Source organism: Pseudomonas sp. S04, assembly GCF_009834545.1.
Classification (GTDB): domain Bacteria; phylum Pseudomonadota; class Gammaproteobacteria; order Pseudomonadales; family Pseudomonadaceae; genus Aquipseudomonas.
Genome location: NZ_CP019427.1, coordinates 3,366,980 through 3,382,700, shown reverse-complemented (window position 1 = coordinate 3,382,700; position 15,721 = coordinate 3,366,980). Strand labels below are relative to the sequence as shown.

The window sequence follows — 15,721 nt, the reverse complement described above, 5'->3', positions numbered from 1 at the left end:
TTCCCTCTTATAACTTGACCGATTTCCCCAGCGCCTTGGCCACCAGTTGTTCGTAGAGTTCAGCGTAGGGTTCGACGGCCTTGCACCAATTGAAGGGTGCGGCCATGGCCCGGCAGCGCATGGCATTGAGCAGGGCAGGGAAGGCAAAGACCTTGAAGGCCCGGCTCAGCGCCTCTTCGTAGCTGGGCACGGTGGACTCGTCGAACAGAAAACCGGTGACGCCATTTTCGATGGTGTCGGCCAGGCCCCCGGTATTACGCGCGACCGGCAAGGAGCCAAAACGCTGGGCGTACATCTGGCTCAGGCCGCAGGGCTCGTAGCGCGAGGGCATCAGCAGGAAGTCACTGCCGGCGAACATGCGCCGAGCATCGGTTTCATTGAAGCCGATGCGCACGCCGATCTGCCCTGGGAAGCGCAGGGCCAGGTTGCGCATGGCTTGTTCTTCCTCCGGTTCACCACGGCCGATGATTGCGATCTGCCCGCCGGATTTGACGATGTACTCGGCCACCCCTTCGGTCAGGTCCAGGCCTTTCTGGTAGACCAGGCGCGAGACCACGGCAAACAGCGGGCCCTCGCTGTCCTGCAGGCCGAACAACTCGCGGACCTGGGCGGCATTGGCGGCCTTGCCGTCCCAGTCACCGATGGTGAAGGGGCAGGACAGGTGCGGGTCGGTGGCCGCGTCCCAGCTTTCATCGATGCCGTTGGGGATGCCACTGAGCAGGCCCTGTTGGGTCTTGCTGGCCAGAAAACCATCGAGGCCGCAGCCAAACGCCGGGGTGGTGATTTCCTGGGCGTAGGTCGCGCTGACCGTGGTGATGTGGCTGGAATAGGCCATACCGGCCTTGAGAAAGGACAGTTTGCCGTAGAACTCCATGCCTTCTTGCTGCAGGGCGTGTTCGGGAATTCCCAGCTCCGGGCACGAAGCCAGGCTGACCACGCCCTGGTAGGCCAGGTTGTGGATGGTAAACAGGGTCGGGGTGCGCTGCCCACGCCAGTGCATGTAGGCCGGGGCCAGGCCGGCGGGCCAGTCATGGGCGTGCACCAGGTCCGGGCACCAGTGGATTTGCGCCAGGTTGGCGGCGATGTCGGCGGCAGCCAGGCCCAGGCGGGCAAATCGGATATGGTTGTCGGGCCAGTCACGGCCATTGTTGGCACCGTAGGGCGAACCTTCGCGCTCGTACAGTTCGGGGCAGATCAAGACGTAGATCACCAGCCCGTCGGGCATGTCCATGCGTCCGATCTTGCACGGTGGCAGGGCCGCGTGGCCGCCGAGTTCGCCAATGATGTGGATCGGGTTATCGCTGTGCATGACTTGCGGGTAACCCGGGATCAGCACCCGGACGTCGTGCAGGTGGGCCATGGCCCGAGGCAGTGCGGCAGAGACGTCACCCAAGCCGCCGGTCTTCACCAGGTCAGCGATTTCCGACGTCACGAACAGGACTTTCTTTTTGTTCGGATTCTGACGTGGAGTGGGCAGTACCGTCTTTGCACCGGGGGCCAGGATCGCCATCGATGTCGCCTCGCCGATGGCCTGCTGAGTACGATCTCCCTGGATTTCTAAAGAGGCACTGTTCATGTGTTTCTCCCGTTTTATTGATCTGCTTTAGGCATCTCACCCGTGCATCAAGCGGCCGTTTCCTGTGGCCAGGCGCAAATGCGCCACGCGTCGTGGCGCAAGCGCGGCCCGATGCGTTGAAGCTCCCAAGGCTGTTGTGAACATTGCAAGGATTGCACCAGCGGCCGTGACCCCTCTAATCACCTGACCCGTCGCTATAGCGGAAAGTTTCGAGTTTTTCTCCGTTATATGACCCGACGGTCTGGCCCCGCGAAATCCAGTCTAGGCCAGAACCTAGAGCGGGGTAGGCGGGTTTTCGGATTGTTCGACAATCGGTTTGGATCAGGAGAAGACAACTGGAAAATTGTGACAATTGCACCGACGAAGGGCAGGTTTTCAGTGGTGGTCGGTTAAAAAGAGGCAGGGGATGGGTGCCTGTGGAGCGGAGGGTTGCAGGTGGCCGCACCAAATAAGTGCGCGACTTGGAGGGGGTTGGCCTGGGAAATACCCATCATCGTTGAAGACCATCGCCGGCAAGCCGGCTCCCACAGGGTTTGTTGTGTCCGGGGAAAAGGTCAGCCCTGCCAGCCGAGCGTGGCCAGGGCTAGCACGCCGTACCGGGCGCCTTTGGCCAGGGTGACGATCAGCAGGAAACGCCCAAGCGGCTCGCGCATTACGCCGGCCACCAGGGTCAATGGATCGCCGATCACCGGCAACCAGCTGAGCAGCAACGACCAGTGGCCGTAACGCTGATAATGCCGGCGGGCCCTTTCCAGGTTGGTTGGGCTGACGGGGAACCAGCGGCGATCCTTGAAGCGCTCAATGCCGCGGCCCAGCCACCAGTTGACCAGCGACCCGAGGACATTGCCCAGGGTCGCGACGGCCAGTAGCAGCCACAACCAGTACTGGCCATTGAGCAGCAATCCCACCAGCACTGCCTCGGACTGCAAGGGCAGTAGTGTGGCGGCACCGAATGCCGCCGCAAACAGCCCGAGGTACGCCAGCAGCACTACTTGGCCGGGTAGTCGGCGATCACCGTTTGACTGCCATCCCTGGACACGCCGATTACCTGGTACGGGTCGACGGTATCGCCCATTTCCATGCCAGGCGAACCGGTGACCATGCCCGGTACGGCCATGCCCAGCAAGTCGTCACGCTTGGCCAGGGCCAGCACCTGTTCGGCCGGGACGTGGCCTTCGACAAACTTGCCGTTGATCAGCGCGGTATGGCAGGACGCCAGGCGCGGCGCCACCCCCAGGCGTTGCTTGACTTCGCTCATGTTGGGTTCGACGTGGTCGGTGACTTTGAAGCCGTTGTCCTGCAGGTGGCTGATCCAGGCTTTGCAGCAACCGCAGTTGGCGTCGCGATGGACGTCGATCGGGATCAGTTCGGCCGCCAGGGCCTGGGTGCTGATGAACAGGGCGCCCAGGGCGGCCAGGCGAAGTGCTGTGGTGTGCATGGGGAATCTCTTTGTCGATCGTTGCGTTGATGGGCTCAGAACCAGAGCCGCACGCCGGCGACGAAGCGCGTTTGGTTGCGCTGTTCGTCATCCTCGCCAGTGTAGTCGGCGGTGTTGCCGTAGGTGCTGCTCCAGGTCACGCCAATGTACGGGGCAAATTCGGGGACGATTTCATATCGCAGGCGCACACCGGCTTCGGTGTTGGCCAACCCCGCGCCGATCCGCCGTTCGGGGTCGTTGCGGCTGTACAGGTTGAGCTCGGCGCTGGGCTGCAGGATCAGCCGGTTGCTCAGCAGAATGTCGTACTCGCCTTCCAGGCGGAGGGCATTTTGCCCCTTTTCGCCGACGAAGAGCGTGGCTTGTGTTTCAAAGTTATACAGGGCCAGGCCTTGCACCCCGAACGCGGCCCAGGTCTGCGGCGAGCCTGGCTGGAAGTCCTGGCGCAGGCCGGCGACCAGGTCCCACCAGGGTCCGATGGCATGTCCCCACAACGCCTGCACTTCGGCTTTTTCGGTGTGGCCATTGTTGCGTTCACCTTCGGTGCGCAGCCACAGCCGGTCGATATCGCCGCCCACCCAACCACTCATGTCCCAGGCCAGGGCGCTGCCGTCGTCGGCATCCTGGTACTCCAGTTGGTCGATCAGCCAGAAGCCATTGAGCGCCTTGTCGTGAACCCTATGCCCATTGACCGCCGGGAAGGCTGCCCGGCGGTCCGCGTCGCTGGGCACGGGAATCGGCGTGCGGCTCTGCAGCGTGGGCATCTGGCTGTGGTCCATGGCAGGCATCGCGCCGTGGCCCATGGCCGCGTGGTCGATGCTTTCGGCCGACTGGGTCGGGCTCAGGTAAACGCCGCACAGTGCGGCCAGCAGCAGGCGAATGTTCATGTCGGGCTCCCCGGTTCATCGACGCGCACTTCGCGGAACATGCCCATCTCCATGTGCAGCAGCAGGTGGCAGTGATAGGCCCAGCGGCCCAGGGCATCGGCGGTTACCCGATAACTGCGGCGGGTGCCGGGCGGCATGTCGATGGTGTGCTTGCGCACCTGGAAGCGCCCGTGCTCGTCCTCAAGATCACTCCACAGGCCGTGCAGGTGAATCGGGTGGGTCATCATCGTGTCGTTGACCAGGGTGATGCGCAGGCGCTCGCCGTAGGTCAGGCGCAGGGGTTGGGCGTCGCTGAACTTGATGCCGTCGAATGACCAGGCGAAGCGCTCCATGTGCCCGGTCAGGTGCAACTCGAGCGTGCGCGAGGGCTCTCGCCCGTCGGGGTCGGCGAAGGTGCTCTTGAGGTCGGCGTAGGTCAACACTCGGCGGCCATTGTCGCGCAGGCCGATGCCCGGGTCGGCGAGCTTGGCGCTGGGGCGCATGGTCTGCATGTCCACCAGCGGATTGGCGGTTTCCGAAGCCGGATGGCTTTGCAGCGGGGCGGCCATGCCGGGCATGTTGCTGTGATCCATGCCGGCCATCTGGCTATGGTCCATGCCCGCCATGCTGCCGTGGTCCATGCCCATGTCGGCCATGCTGATTAACGGCCGCGGGTCAGGCTGCGGGACCTCGGCGCTGAGCCCCTGGCTGGTGGCGAGCGTGCCGCGGGCATAACCACTGCGGTCCATCGACTGGGCGAACAGGGTGTAGGCGCGGGCGCCGGTGGGCTGGACGATGACGTCGTAGGTCTCGGCAACGGCGATGCGCAACTCGTCGACGGTGACCGGCTGCACGTACTGGCCATCGGCCGCGACCACGGTCATCTGCAGGCCGGGAATGCGAAAGTCGAAGTAACTCATGGCCGAGCCGTTGATCAGTCGCAGGCGCAGCTTTTCCCCCGGCTGAAACAGGGCGGTCCAGTTGGTTTGTGGCGTCTGGCCGTTCAGCAAGTAGTGGTAGGTTTCGCCGCTGACGTCTGCAAGGTCGGTGGGGCTCATGTTCATTTGGGCCCACATGGTGCGGTCCGCCACTGTCGCCGCCCAGCCGTCGCGGCTGACGTCGGTTATGAAGTCGCCGACCGTGCGCTGGTGCCGGTTGTAGTAGTCGGACTGCTTTTTCAGGGTACGCATCAGGTGTTCCGGGGCCTGGTCGCTCCAGTCGCTGAGCATCACCACGTAGTCCCGGTCGTAGGCGAAGGGTTCGGGGTCGCGGGCGTCGATCACCAGCGGGCCATAGACGCCGGCCTGTTCCTGCAGGCCGGAATGGCTGTGGTACCAGTAGGTGCCGTTCTGCTTCAGGGTGAATTGGTATTCGTACAGGCCATCGGGGGCGATGCCGTGGAAGCTCAGGCCGGGCACGCCGTCCATGTTGGCCGGCAGGATAATCCCGTGCCAGTGGATCGAGGTGTCCTGCTTGAGTCGGTTGTGCACGCGCAAGGTCACCGTGTCGCCCTCACGCCAGCGCAGTAAGGGGCCGGGAATACCGCCGTTGATGGTCATGGCGGTGCGTGGGCTGCCACTGAAGTTGACTGGCGATTCGCCGATCCACAGGTCGAAGCGGCTACCGGTCAGGGTCGAGGAGGCTGTGTCTGCGGTCACGGCCCAACTGGTGGGGCGCCACAGGCCGGTGCCCGCCAGGACAGTACCGGCGGCCAGGCTTTTGAGCAAAGAGCGTCGCGAGGGTGTTGAAGGCATAAAAAAGTCCCGTCAATCCTGAAGCTTCAGGTTTGGCAGGACCTTAAACGGCCCGCGCTGTCAGTAAACTGAGGCGCGGATTACCGATTTGTCAGCTGCGTGGCGCGCCCGGCGAAACATCTTGGGTGTACCATGTGGCCCGCGCGCTGCTGGCGCCCCCGAACAGGGATGGGGCCGGCCCGCTGCAGGACTCACACATTCACAGGTTCAGGAACCCGCAATGACCCAGTCGCAACGTTTGAAATACTCTATTCTGATTTCCCTGGTGGTCCTGGCGATCATGCTTGGGCTGTCATATCTGCAGAATGCCGGGATCATCAGCGAAACGCTGTTCCAGTACATCGCCATTGGCGTGGCCGTGTCGGTGGTGGTGATCAACGGCGTGATGCGGCGCAAGGTCAAGCCCTGAGCGAGGTGGGCCAGCGTCAGTCGAGGCGCTGGAGCACGGCAGCAGCCTGTGGATGCAGGCTGTAGCTTTTATCCGGGTTGAGCACGATCACGCCTTCGCTGCACAGGCGCTTCAAGACTTCACGCACGCTGAGAAAAGACAGCGGGATGTCCAGTTCCAGCAAGTGGCTGTGCACCCCACGCACGCCCAGCGGGTGGTCGTTTTCCGCGGCGCTGAGCAGTGCATCGATCACTTTCAAGCGTATCAGGCTGGTGCGCAGGCCAAAGCTCTTGAGCAGTTGGCGGATCCGGTCGTTACCGTGGCGCTCGACCGGTTTGCCGAACACAGTGACATCCTGACCCAGGGAAACACCTTTCGGCGCGGGTTTACCATCCGTTGGCAATTGCGAGTTGTACATGCAGAAAACTCCTTTTCAGAGCCTGATCAGGAAAATGTGATTTGTGCTCTCTGTCATTAAGACGAATGAGCGGGGCAAATCATGAAGCTCTGAATGTAGAAATTTTGTCGAAAGTACGTCAGCGAAGGGTGAGACGCCGATATTTCGGGCCAATGGCCTGTCAATTATTTTCCGCCGATTCGTATCGATGGCAAGGCAAAAAACGTTTTTGCCATTGTGGGGCCGGCCCCGGGGTTACTTCGGCCGGGAGTTGAGCACGGTCCGGCCGTCGGCGTTGTGCGTCAGGTACACCGGCAACACCTTGGGCAGCGAAGGCACCAGGCTGTGTAGCTGGCTGATGTTGTAGACCCCGCCGATGCGGATCATCCCGGTGTCAGTGTCGGCCAGCAGCACCGGCTCCTGCAGGTAACGATTGATCAGCGGCAGGGCTTCGTTGAGCGTCAGGTTGTCGAGCACCAGGCGGCCATCGCGCCAACTGAGGGACGTGTCGTTGGCGTAGGTCTGATTGATCTGCGGTTGGTAGTCGCCGCCCTTGTAGCGCGCCTGCATGCCAGGACCCAGGCGAAAGCCATCGCCGCGCTGGGCATCGTTGCTGGTCACCAGGACCGAGCCTTCGAGCAAGGTCACCCGGACCTGGTCCTGGTATTTCCAGACGTTGAACTGGGTGCCAGTGACGCGAATCTGGCCGTCAGCCGCCTTGACCACGAACGGGTGGCTGGCGTCATGGCTGACTCGAAAGAAGGCTTCGCCCTGTTTCAGGGTGACCCGGCGCTGGTCCTTGTAATTGCTGTAGGTCAGCACCGTGCCCAGGTTCAGTTCAACCTGGCTGCCGTCGCTCAACGTCACCTGGCGCAGTGCACCTTGGGCCTCGAAGCGCTCGTAGGAGTCCGGCAACCAACCCAGCTGCCAGCCACTGAATGCGGCCAGCGGCAAGGCCAGGGCACAGACCGCCGCCGCCATTGCCAGCCGCTGCCAGCCCGGGCGGACCACAGGGCTGGGAGCGACGGCCAAGTGTCCCGGGCGGGGCAGATGGTCACTGACCTCCCAGATCTCCAGCATCGCTTCATACTCCAACGCATGCAGGGGATGGGCGTCGCGCCATTGCACAAATGCCTGGCGCTCGGCTGCGCTGCAGTCCTGGGCATGCAAGCGCATGCACCAATGCGCTGCGGCGTCAGTGACGGCGTCGTCGTCTGCTGGAGTGAGTGGGGTTTGGCTCATTGATGCTTCCTGGTTTCGCGCATTCTAACCTTCACCACCAGCCGGCGAGAACAGCCGTCATGGCGATTGAGCATCAATGAGCGGCTTTTTCGTCAATTTACGGGACCGGGTCCAGGCGCCGGCCCATTTCAGATACCAGGCGTGCCACCGAATCGGCATTGCGCAGGATGGTGTCGATGCGTCGATCGGCTGAGTCCGGGTTGAGGAAGGCAATACGCGCCTCACGCATATTATTGGTGCCGGTGGCGGACCTGACCGCCGCGCGCAATAGGCTAGCTTCCGGGGCGTCGTCAAAACTTTCCCATTCACTTTCTGCGTGGTTCCAGTAGGCGAACAGTTCCTCCGCCGGCGTGCGCAGGGACAGCGCGTTACGCTGGAACTCCTCATGTGCGGCCTTGAGCAGGCGGTGAGCGTGGGTGAGGGTCGAGACCAGGTCGCTGAAGGGTCTGCGGGCTTCCAATGTGGCCAAGTCATAGGTATTGGAAAACAAGTGCGAAAACTCGTGGATCAGGGTGACGGCCTGGGCGTGGGCGGTGATATCGAACGCTTCGGTCAAGGCCCCCTCATACATGTCCAGTTGCTGGTTGAAGAAGTGCTCGGTGAAATGCACCGCGCGCTGCGCGTCCTCACTGACCACAAAAGCGATCACACCCTCCGAGGGATTCAGGTTGGAGCCAACCACAAATCGATTGTGGTCGAGTTGGTCCAGGCTCGGATCCACCAGGGCTTTGCACAGGGGCACAATTGCCTCTTTGATTTTGCGCAGCAGGTTTTCATCGACGCTGTCGACGTCAAACATTTCCTTGAAGAAGACCTCCAGGCGTGCCCCGCGCTGGGTGCTCTTGAGCTGGGCCAGGTTGTGCAGGCTGTTGAAGGCGTAGAACCGAGCAAGGTCGAGTGCTTGCACGATCTGCCTGGCTTTTTCCGGGAACAGTTGGCGGATCGATTCCATGCCCCGGGCTTGGATATTGATGAGACTGCGTACCTGGTGCCGGGTTACCAGTTTGCTGTGCAGTTTCGACAGCGCCTTGCCGTAGTGAATGCTATGCACATCAGGGTCCAGCAGCCATTGGCTACCCTGGTTCAGGACATAGGGTCCCTGGTGCGTGGCCTCGATGATGCGCGGAGCGATGGCTTGCTTGCTGATTTGGTAGACCTTGCCCTCCACCGGGGCATAGTGCTTCCCGACAGCCAAGGGGTAGCTGCCATCGGCAGCGCGCTTGCCGGAGAGGGTCATCTGCGTGGCTTCGAACGGCTGCAGCCGGGTCCGCACGGGCGCGCAGAGGTCGATGGCCTGGGTCTCGCGGCGCACCCCTTCGGGGACATGCAACAACTTGCCGAGCCTCACCAGTTGCGCAACACCGTTGATAAAACTCGGCAGCACGCTCCTCCAGTGATGATCCTGCAAGGCCTCGGCCGACTCCTTGAAGGATGTGTAGCTTTGCCAGAGCGCTAGGGGAATCGCCAGTTTGCCCGGCAAAAAACTACCGCCGTATTTCAAACCCTTGGCGAACAGAGCCTTGAGCGCGTCCCAATCGGCCAGCGCGCCACGTTCGCCCTGACTGCCCAGCAGGTGTGACAGCAGAACGCTGTTGTCGCTGAACAAGCGATGCAGCAGGTTGCCCTGGATCGGCTGGCAGGCGAGCTGGATATCGCTGTCGGGGCCGCTAGCCAGCAGGTTCTGGTAGGTCGCCTTGTGCGGGTCGGGTAAGCGGCGCAGCAGCAAATCCTGCAGCGGCCCCGGGTGGTTGATCGCAGCCACCACGCTCGCAGCGTTTTCAAACTCGCTCAAGCCCAGGTGTTTGTCATAGGGCGCATAGAGAATCTGCGGGCCGCTCTCGGGTTCGCCGATCAGGTACAACCCCAACGCCTTGACGGCAGAGGCACCTTCGGTAGCGATCAGTTCAAGGGGCCGGACGATCGCCTTGGCCTCGCTGACGCTGGCGCGCGCCAATGCATCCGGCATGTCCAGCACTTGCTCGACCAGGGCCAAGCCTTGCTCGGAGAGTGTGCCCTGCAGGTTCAGGGCGTGGGCGTGCAGCAGCAATTGCCAGGGTAACTGCCGGACGAAACATTGCTGGCGCTTGAGGACCGCGTTGGTGTTGCCGCTCAAGTGTTGGTTCAGTCGTTCACGGTAGGCGGTCTTGATGTCCAGTTGTAGCAACAGCTTTCTGATTTCACTGGCAGTTACCTGCGCGGGGAGCGCCAGGGCACTGCTCGAAGTGATCGCGAAACCGGCGTCATGCAGCACATGGGTGGGGTTGAGTGCGAATTCACTCAGGGTCTGTACCGGGCCGGTCAAGGCCAGTGTAGGCGTCACCTGCAACTGATCGGGGTCAAGCTCGACTCCAGGGAATCGCGCGCCAAGCAGTTGCTTGAGGCGCTCGCAGACGTAGGCTGAAAAGGGTTGCAGGTCATCCAGGTAATCGCTTCCGGGGTCAAGGCTGAGACGAAACTGCTCCAGCAATTCGGCATGCTGCTGCAGTTGTCCGAGAGAGGCAGCGCCGAGCCAAGCGGGTAATGAGCCACGGGTGATGATTGCCTGGGCAATCTGCATGGCATGTTCGAGATTGAGCGGCGTGGGCGACAATTTATGCCGTACGAAATCCGCGCGTACGCTGGCATCCGACAGTCCGAGTGCGCGGGTATGCCGGCGTGCGGCGATGAAGTGGTTGATCGCCGATTGCTGACGCTCCTGCAGTACATGGCCTTCAATCAGGCGCAATGGTCCCAGGGTGTAGTGACGATGAGGGCGATAGAGGTCACGCGTCAGGTTTTCAAGCAGCCCCTGGCGCGCACCTTCATCGAGCAAGCGCTGGCCCAGTTCGAGCTGGGCGTGGGTAATGGAAGCGAAGGCCTCCAGCCCTTGTGCCGGCGTCCAGAGGATGGCCCGTCCCGAGTGTGATGGGTCCATGCCACCCCGTTCGGTCAGCAGCAAACAATTGGCCAGCGGCATCAGGTCAGGCTCGCCCGTGCAGTGCAGGGTCAACGACCAGGCATCGGGCCGGAAGCCGCGTAATGCGTGGCGTTGTCGTCTGGTTGCGGCATCGGGATTGAGCGCAGTGTCGACGATGGCCTTGTCGTACGCACTGAACGTACTGAGCAGTTGGCGCAGAGCGGCTTCGCCGCGAATACCGACCGCCAGGGCGTGGCCGAGGTCGGGCTTGAGACCTTCGAGGAAGGTTTGCTGGAGTGCCAGGTTGTCCGCGGGGAACGTGGCGAATTTTGCAGTCAGGGAGTCGAGTACGCTGCGCAGGGACTTGAGGTGCAGCTTGGCCCTGTCCGTCACCACGATGGAGGGGTGATGCTCACCGCTGATCAACGGCCGCAGACTCCAGCGCTGCTGATCAGCCGACTCCAGCAACGCGCTGTCGAGCATGACGCGCACATCCAGTGACTGATCGAACAATGCCGGCAGGTCGATCGCCCCTTCGCTGTTGCGAAATACATCCAATGCGTGGCTGATGCTCTGCTGTTGCTTGCTGATGATGTCCGCTACCAGGCGCTGGAACAGGCTGCCGAACAGCGGTTCGCCAGACACTTGGGGCTGCTCCAGGCGCAGCAGCAGGTTGCGCTCCGGCAGGCTCAACAGGCTGTAGACCTGATCTTCATGCCCGCTGCTGGTGACCATGCGTTGCACGGTCTGTTTCAGCTCGGCGTAGTTCCCCAGCACTTGCAGGCCCAGGGGCTGGCTATACAGGTACGCATTGCTGCGGTTGCTCAGCATCAGTGTGCTGGCCGGTTCCACAAAGTGCTCAGGGTGCTCCCACAGGCGCACGGTTTCTGCCTGTAACTGTTCGGCGTCGTAGTTGGCGGGGGTGTCCGCACGTTCGAGCAGTGCCACCAGGGCCTGATGCTGTTCGGGGTCAAGGATTGCATCCTGGCGCTTGCGCAGCAGGTCGAGGCGCGCCTTGTCACGCATGGCCTGGGCAAAAAAAACCTGGCGCGTACCGACGACCGCGGCGTCCGCTGCCCAATAGCTGCGTAATCGCTCGGCCAACATGGGCGCCAGCCCTTGGGCGATGGTCTTGACTGCTTTTTCCCAGGGGGCAGGGTCATCGGCAGTTGGCGCCAGGCGCGGATTGGCAAACTGCCGGCTAAGGCCCGCAGGCCATGCGCGCTGCAGGAAAAAATCAAGCAGAGCCTGGGTCAAGGGTTTGCTGTCGACCTTGCTTCGTTGACCTTCAGTGCCAAGCGCGAAGAAATCGACACGGCTTTGGCGCTGATCCAGGCCGGGGAGCGCGCTACCCAGTTCACGGTCGAGCAATTGTTCAAGCAAGTGGCTCAAGGTGGGCAATTGTTCAAGTTGTTCGCGCATCAGGCTGAGGTTGTTGCCCTGGCTGGCCGCGAATTGTCGCGACTGGTGCTCGAACACCAGGTCGTCGATGACCGCATGGCTCAGGCTGACGCTGTTGTCTTTGGGCCATGCTTCACGCCAGGCGATGGGCAGGAAGCGCAACAGTTCCAGCCGCTTGCCGGGGGCCTTGAGCGACTCTTGTAGTGCCTGAATCACGGCACGAGGGTTGTCGAACTTCTGCAACCCGCCGTAGGGCGTGTACAGCACAGCCTTATGGTCAACCGGGGTCGGGTGCAGCATGAAGCTGCCGGCCAGGGGCTGTGGCTCGCGGTCCTTGACCTTGAGCGCGATGGACTCGACGGTCATGGGGTCGGGCTGCGCCGCACGTATCGTGTGGCTGGCGAGTTCTACACTGCGCAACCAGGCCAGGTCCGCGAGGGTGAAATCCAGGGCCCGTAACCTTGGGCTGAGGACTTTGATGTCTTGCAGGGCTTCAGGGAAAAACAGCGGTAGGAGCTGGTCAGTCATGGTGTTGGTCTCGGTGTGACGCGACGATTTTCAGTCGCTGGGGGAAAGTCCAAGGCTAAGTTGGCCGAGACGGCGCAGGGCGGTAGATAGTTAGTGGGCTGCGGATCGCCTTTCGACGGTTGACAGCGGGCGCGTCAAGGGGTGTTTAATCAGCGCCTCAGGATCCCCCGCGCTGTTGCCCCCTCCAATAAAAAATCTGGAGCTTCAGATGTCTGTGTCACACGATCAAGCTGGCTCACATGCGGTGTCGTACCCAGCACTGGTGAATCTTCTGCAAGGGATTTTTCTGCGCCATGGCACCAGTCCCGAAGTCGCCGCGGTGCTGGCCAACAACTGTGCCGGGGCCGAGCGTGATGGCGCCCACAGCCATGGGGTGTTCCGCATTCCGGGATATGTCTCGACGCTTAAAAGCGGCTGGGTCAATGGCCAGGCGGTACCCGTGGTGGAAGATGTCGCCTCGGGGTTCGTGCGGGTCGATGCGCAAAACGGCTTCGCCCAGCCGGCTTTGGCTGCTGGCCGCGAATTACTGGTGGAGAAAGCCCGCAGCGCTGGGATCGCGGTCATGGCGATCCGCAATTCCCATCACTTTGCGGCGCTCTGGCCGGACGTCGAGCCCTTTGCCTATGAGGGGCTGGTTGCGCTCAGCGTGGTCAATAGCATGACCTGCGTGGTGCCCCATGGCGCCGACCGCCCACTGTTTGGCACCAACCCGATTGCGTTTGCCGCGCCACGGGCGGATGCCGAGCCGATCGTCTTCGACCTGGCCACCAGCGCCATCGCCCACGGCGATGTGCAAATCGCTGCACGCAAGGGCGAGCGCTTGCCTCCTGGCATGGGGGTGGACAGCCTGGGCCAGCCGACTACCGACCCGAAGGCGATACTCGAGGGCGGTGCGTTGTTACCGTTTGGCGGTCATAAAGGTTCGGCGCTGTCGATGATGGTCGAGTTGCTGGCGGCGGCGTTGACGGGGGGCAATTTTTCGTTCGAGTTCGACTGGTCCAACCACCCTGGCGCCAAAACCCCATGGACCGGGCAGTTGCTGATCGTCATCGACCCGAGCAAGGCAGCGGGGCAGAACTTTGCCGAGAGAAGCCAGGAGTTGGTGCGGCAGATGCATGCAGTCGGTTTGCACCGACTGCCGGGTGACCGTCGCCATCGCGAGCGGCGTAAAGCTGAGTCGGCCGGCATAGTGCTGGACGATGAAATCCTGGCGCAGTTGCACAGCCTGGCAGAGGACTGACCTGCTGATTTGCCGGAACCGGCTGGCTATCAACCACAGGGTCCCTATACGTGTAGGAGCAAAGCTTGCTCGCGATGCATCACCGCAAAGCCGAGCCTTGCTCCTACACCTCCATCAACGAAGTCTTGCGGGACTCAACGGCGCCCCAACAACAACCCCACCACCAGGCCAAACCCGGCGGAGATCGCCACAGTTTGCCAAGGATGCCCGCCGATGTAGGTTTCAGTGGCCTCGACCACCGGTTGGGTGCGTTCACGCACGCTGGTGACCGAGTCGCGAGCCTGCTGCAGTTTCAGGGCAATTTGCCCGCGCAGGGTCTCGGCTTCCTCGCCGACCAGGGCGGCGCTGCTTTTCAGGAGCTTTTCCGACTCTTCGATCAGCGCTTGCAGCTCACTGAACGCCTGATCCTTGATTTGCTCTTCGTGAGCCTGGGCGGCAGTTTTTCGGGCCATCGGGTAACTCCTTGCAGGGTAAAGGGACAGTGAACAATGGAGTGTAGGCGGCAGGTAAAAGTTGCAGATTTTTTCTGCGATGGCCCTTGGTCCGGGTAAATCCGTCGCCGGAGATTTCCACCTACAGTGTAAGATGTCGCCTATTTTATGCAGCAGGTAACTCCCATGAGCTTCAATCTGGCCGACAAGCCCCTTGCCGAGCGCGCCGCGCTTGAAGATGAAAAGTCCCGTCTGTTCGACCTCTGGCAGAGCAACCTGGGCAAATCCAAGGGTGAAGCGGCCCGTCTGTTCGGTGAGCGCTCCAAGCGCAAAGGCAAATGGGCCGAATGGGTCCGCGCGGAGCTGGACGCCATGTCGCCGCCGGAGTACGCCAACATGGTGCGCAGCGAAGTCAATCGCCTGATGGCGGCCAAGTAAACGCTGCGGGTTGGCAGCGCGGTGTTCTCGGGTCCATCGCGAGCGAGCCGCAAGCGGGCACTCGCTCCTACAGGCGCTGCCACTGCTCGCGGGTGATTTCCCAGGTTTCTGTGGCGTAGCGACCGCCGACGAAGTTGCCTTCATCGACCCGGATCAGGCGCATGCCGCTGCGTTCCGAGAGTCGGCGTGACGCCAGGTTGGGCGAAGCCTTGGGCACTCGCATCAGCTCGCGCCCAAGGTCCTGGAACCAGTAGCGAGTGACCTCGGCCGACGCTTCGGCCATCAGCCCCTGGCCCTGCCACGCAGTGCCCAGCCAGAAACCACGGTTATTATCCTGTTCGTCCATCAGGCTGATGTTGCCGATCAGTTGCTCGGGGGCCGACTTCAAGCGAATCGACCAATGCCATTCATCGCCTCGGGCAATCGCCGGCAGGGCGATGTCACGCAGGTAGACCAAGGCACCGTCCGCTGGATACGGCCAGGGCACCAGGGCATTGAGGTAGCGCACCACGTCCCAGTGGGCGAACTGCTGCTGGATGGCCGGGGCATCGGCGAGTTCCAGCGGCTTGAGAATCAAACGCTTGGTATACAGCGTGGGGTATGGGGCCATGTAGCAATCCACCTCCTTGGTGTGATCGGCGCGCGACGTCAGCGGGCACCGGCAGTTGGGCCGGCCAGGCTCAATTGGCCGCTGTCGACAAAACGCTGGGTGCCGAACAGGCCGCCCGCCAATTTTCCGCGCAGCACGTAGGGCAGGTTGTCCAGGGACTGGGTCTGGCTCAGCCCCAGGGTCTGGCGCATCACCGAGAACGCCGAAATGCTCACCGGCACACTGATCAGCGCCTCGCTGAAGCGGGGGATCGAGCCTTGCTGGTCACTGACGCCGCTAGCCAGTGGTTGGCCGTTGACCTCAAGGTTGAGGGCCACGCCGTTGTAGTCGATCGGATTGTCGTTGGGGTTCTGCAGGCGGATCTTGACCGCAAATCGCACCTCCAGGCCCTGGCTTGGCAGCGGCTCGAGGCCGACCACGTTGACGTTCAACGGGTCGCGATCGGGAAACAGCGCGCAGCCACTCAGGCTGAGCAGCAACAGGGCAAGGCCGGCAACGATGAATCGGCGCATAGAGGGG

At 62.2% G+C, this 15,721-nt stretch carries 14 protein-coding genes; 3 read left to right on the top strand and 11 right to left on the bottom strand.

Going from position 1 to position 15,721, the window contains the following annotated elements; genetic code table 11:
- Positions 1-7 precede the first annotated feature (7 nt).
- From glgA to PspS04_RS14900, 5 genes are all read right to left on the bottom strand, one after another.
- Complete coding sequence (gene glgA, locus PspS04_RS14920; RefSeq protein WP_159996211.1) at positions 8-1,576, bottom strand: glycogen synthase GlgA; 1,569 nt, start codon at positions 1,574-1,576, stop codon at positions 8-10.
- 554 nt (positions 1,577-2,130) lie between these two features.
- Positions 2,131-2,565 (bottom strand): YqaA family protein, encoded by a 435-nt coding sequence (locus PspS04_RS14915; protein WP_095170492.1) that lies wholly within the window; start codon positions 2,563-2,565, stop codon positions 2,131-2,133.
- Positions 2,565-3,014, bottom strand: a complete 450-nt coding sequence (locus tag PspS04_RS14910) for a DUF411 domain-containing protein (protein ID WP_159996209.1) — start codon at positions 3,012-3,014, stop codon at positions 2,565-2,567. Before PspS04_RS14910 ends, PspS04_RS14915 begins: the two co-directional genes overlap by 1 nt.
- 35 nt (positions 3,015-3,049) lie before the next feature.
- Entirely contained in the window at positions 3,050-3,898 is an 849-nt protein-coding gene (locus PspS04_RS14905; RefSeq protein ID WP_237234920.1) for a copper resistance protein B, read from the bottom strand.
- On the bottom strand, positions 3,895-5,631 hold the full coding sequence (locus PspS04_RS14900) for a copper resistance system multicopper oxidase (protein ID WP_159996207.1): 1,737 nt from the start codon (positions 5,629-5,631) through the stop codon (positions 3,895-3,897). The genes PspS04_RS14905 and PspS04_RS14900 overlap by 4 nt, the downstream gene beginning before the upstream one ends.
- A 220-nt stretch (positions 5,632-5,851) precedes the next feature.
- Between PspS04_RS14900 and PspS04_RS14895 the strand changes: the two genes are divergently transcribed.
- Positions 5,852-6,040 carry a hypothetical protein gene (locus PspS04_RS14895; protein WP_095170484.1) on the top strand — a complete coding sequence of 63 codons (189 nt, stop codon included), beginning with the start codon at positions 5,852-5,854 and terminating at the stop codon, positions 6,038-6,040.
- Positions 6,041-6,056: 16 nt separating this feature from the next.
- On the opposite strand, the gene PspS04_RS14890 is transcribed toward PspS04_RS14895, so the two are convergent.
- The 3 genes from PspS04_RS14890 to PspS04_RS14880 form a co-directional block, all read right to left on the bottom strand.
- Positions 6,057-6,437, bottom strand: a complete 381-nt coding sequence (locus tag PspS04_RS14890) for a fe2+ zn2+ uptake regulation protein (RefSeq protein ID WP_159996205.1) — start codon at positions 6,435-6,437, stop codon at positions 6,057-6,059.
- 234 nt (positions 6,438-6,671) lie between these two features.
- The gene (locus PspS04_RS14885; RefSeq protein WP_095170480.1) at positions 6,672-7,658 is read right to left on the bottom strand and encodes a FecR family protein; all 987 of its coding nucleotides are present in this window, start codon (positions 7,656-7,658) and stop codon (positions 6,672-6,674) included.
- Between the two features lie 97 nt (positions 7,659-7,755).
- Positions 7,756-12,483, bottom strand: coding sequence for a dermonecrotic toxin domain-containing protein (locus PspS04_RS14880; protein WP_159996203.1), 4,728 nt, complete (start codon positions 12,481-12,483; stop codon positions 7,756-7,758).
- Positions 12,484-12,691: 208 nt separating this feature from the next.
- Between PspS04_RS14880 and PspS04_RS14875 the strand changes: the two genes are divergently transcribed.
- Positions 12,692-13,723 carry an Ldh family oxidoreductase gene (locus tag PspS04_RS14875; RefSeq protein ID WP_159996201.1) on the top strand — a complete coding sequence of 344 codons (1,032 nt, stop codon included), beginning with the start codon at positions 12,692-12,694 and terminating at the stop codon, positions 13,721-13,723.
- A 134-nt stretch (positions 13,724-13,857) separates the two neighbouring features.
- On the opposite strand, the gene PspS04_RS14870 is transcribed toward PspS04_RS14875, so the two are convergent.
- Positions 13,858-14,175: a DUF883 family protein gene (locus tag PspS04_RS14870; protein ID WP_095170474.1), complete on the bottom strand. Its 318-nt coding sequence runs from the start codon at positions 14,173-14,175 to the stop codon at positions 13,858-13,860.
- Between the two features lie 165 nt (positions 14,176-14,340).
- Between PspS04_RS14870 and PspS04_RS14865 the strand changes: the two genes are divergently transcribed.
- Entirely contained in the window at positions 14,341-14,592 is a 252-nt protein-coding gene (locus PspS04_RS14865) for a hypothetical protein (protein ID WP_095170472.1), read from the top strand.
- A 67-nt stretch (positions 14,593-14,659) separates the two neighbouring features.
- On the opposite strand, the gene PspS04_RS14860 is transcribed toward PspS04_RS14865, so the two are convergent.
- Both PspS04_RS14860 and PspS04_RS14855 read right to left on the bottom strand, forming a co-directional pair.
- Positions 14,660-15,202 (bottom strand): GNAT family N-acetyltransferase, encoded by a 543-nt coding sequence (locus PspS04_RS14860; RefSeq protein WP_159996199.1) that lies wholly within the window; start codon positions 15,200-15,202, stop codon positions 14,660-14,662.
- Between the two features lie 38 nt (positions 15,203-15,240).
- On the bottom strand, positions 15,241-15,714 hold the full coding sequence (locus PspS04_RS14855; protein WP_095170469.1) for an LEA type 2 family protein: 474 nt from the start codon (positions 15,712-15,714) through the stop codon (positions 15,241-15,243).
- Positions 15,715-15,721 lie beyond the last annotated feature (7 nt).

Bases quoted from the DNA above. Each gene is read 5' to 3' on its own strand.
- glgA (WP_159996211.1), bottom strand. From the start codon at position 1,576: ATGAACAGTGCCTCTTTAGAAATCCAGGGAGATCGTACTCAGCAGGCC.
- PspS04_RS14910 (WP_159996209.1), bottom strand. From the start codon at position 3,014: ATGCACACCACAGCACTTCGCCTGGCCGCCCTGGGCGCCCTGTTCATC.
- PspS04_RS14905 (WP_237234920.1), bottom strand. From the start codon at position 3,898: ATGAACATTCGCCTGCTGCTGGCCGCACTGTGCGGCGTTTACCTGAGC.
- PspS04_RS14900 (WP_159996207.1), bottom strand. From the start codon at position 5,631: ATGCCTTCAACACCCTCGCGACGCTCTTTGCTCAAAAGCCTGGCCGCC.
- PspS04_RS14895 (WP_095170484.1), top strand. From the start codon at position 5,852: ATGACCCAGTCGCAACGTTTGAAATACTCTATTCTGATTTCCCTGGTG.
- PspS04_RS14890 (WP_159996205.1), bottom strand. From the start codon at position 6,437: ATGTACAACTCGCAATTGCCAACGGATGGTAAACCCGCGCCGAAAGGT.
- PspS04_RS14885 (WP_095170480.1), bottom strand. From the start codon at position 7,658: ATGAGCCAAACCCCACTCACTCCAGCAGACGACGACGCCGTCACTGAC.
- PspS04_RS14880 (WP_159996203.1), bottom strand. From the start codon at position 12,483: ATGACTGACCAGCTCCTACCGCTGTTTTTCCCTGAAGCCCTGCAAGAC.
- PspS04_RS14875 (WP_159996201.1), top strand. From the start codon at position 12,692: ATGTCTGTGTCACACGATCAAGCTGGCTCACATGCGGTGTCGTACCCA.
- PspS04_RS14870 (WP_095170474.1), bottom strand. From the start codon at position 14,175: ATGGCCCGAAAAACTGCCGCCCAGGCTCACGAAGAGCAAATCAAGGAT.
- PspS04_RS14865 (WP_095170472.1), top strand. From the start codon at position 14,341: ATGAGCTTCAATCTGGCCGACAAGCCCCTTGCCGAGCGCGCCGCGCTT.
- PspS04_RS14860 (WP_159996199.1), bottom strand. From the start codon at position 15,202: ATGGCCCCATACCCCACGCTGTATACCAAGCGTTTGATTCTCAAGCCG.
- PspS04_RS14855 (WP_095170469.1), bottom strand. From the start codon at position 15,714: ATGCGCCGATTCATCGTTGCCGGCCTTGCCCTGTTGCTGCTCAGCCTG.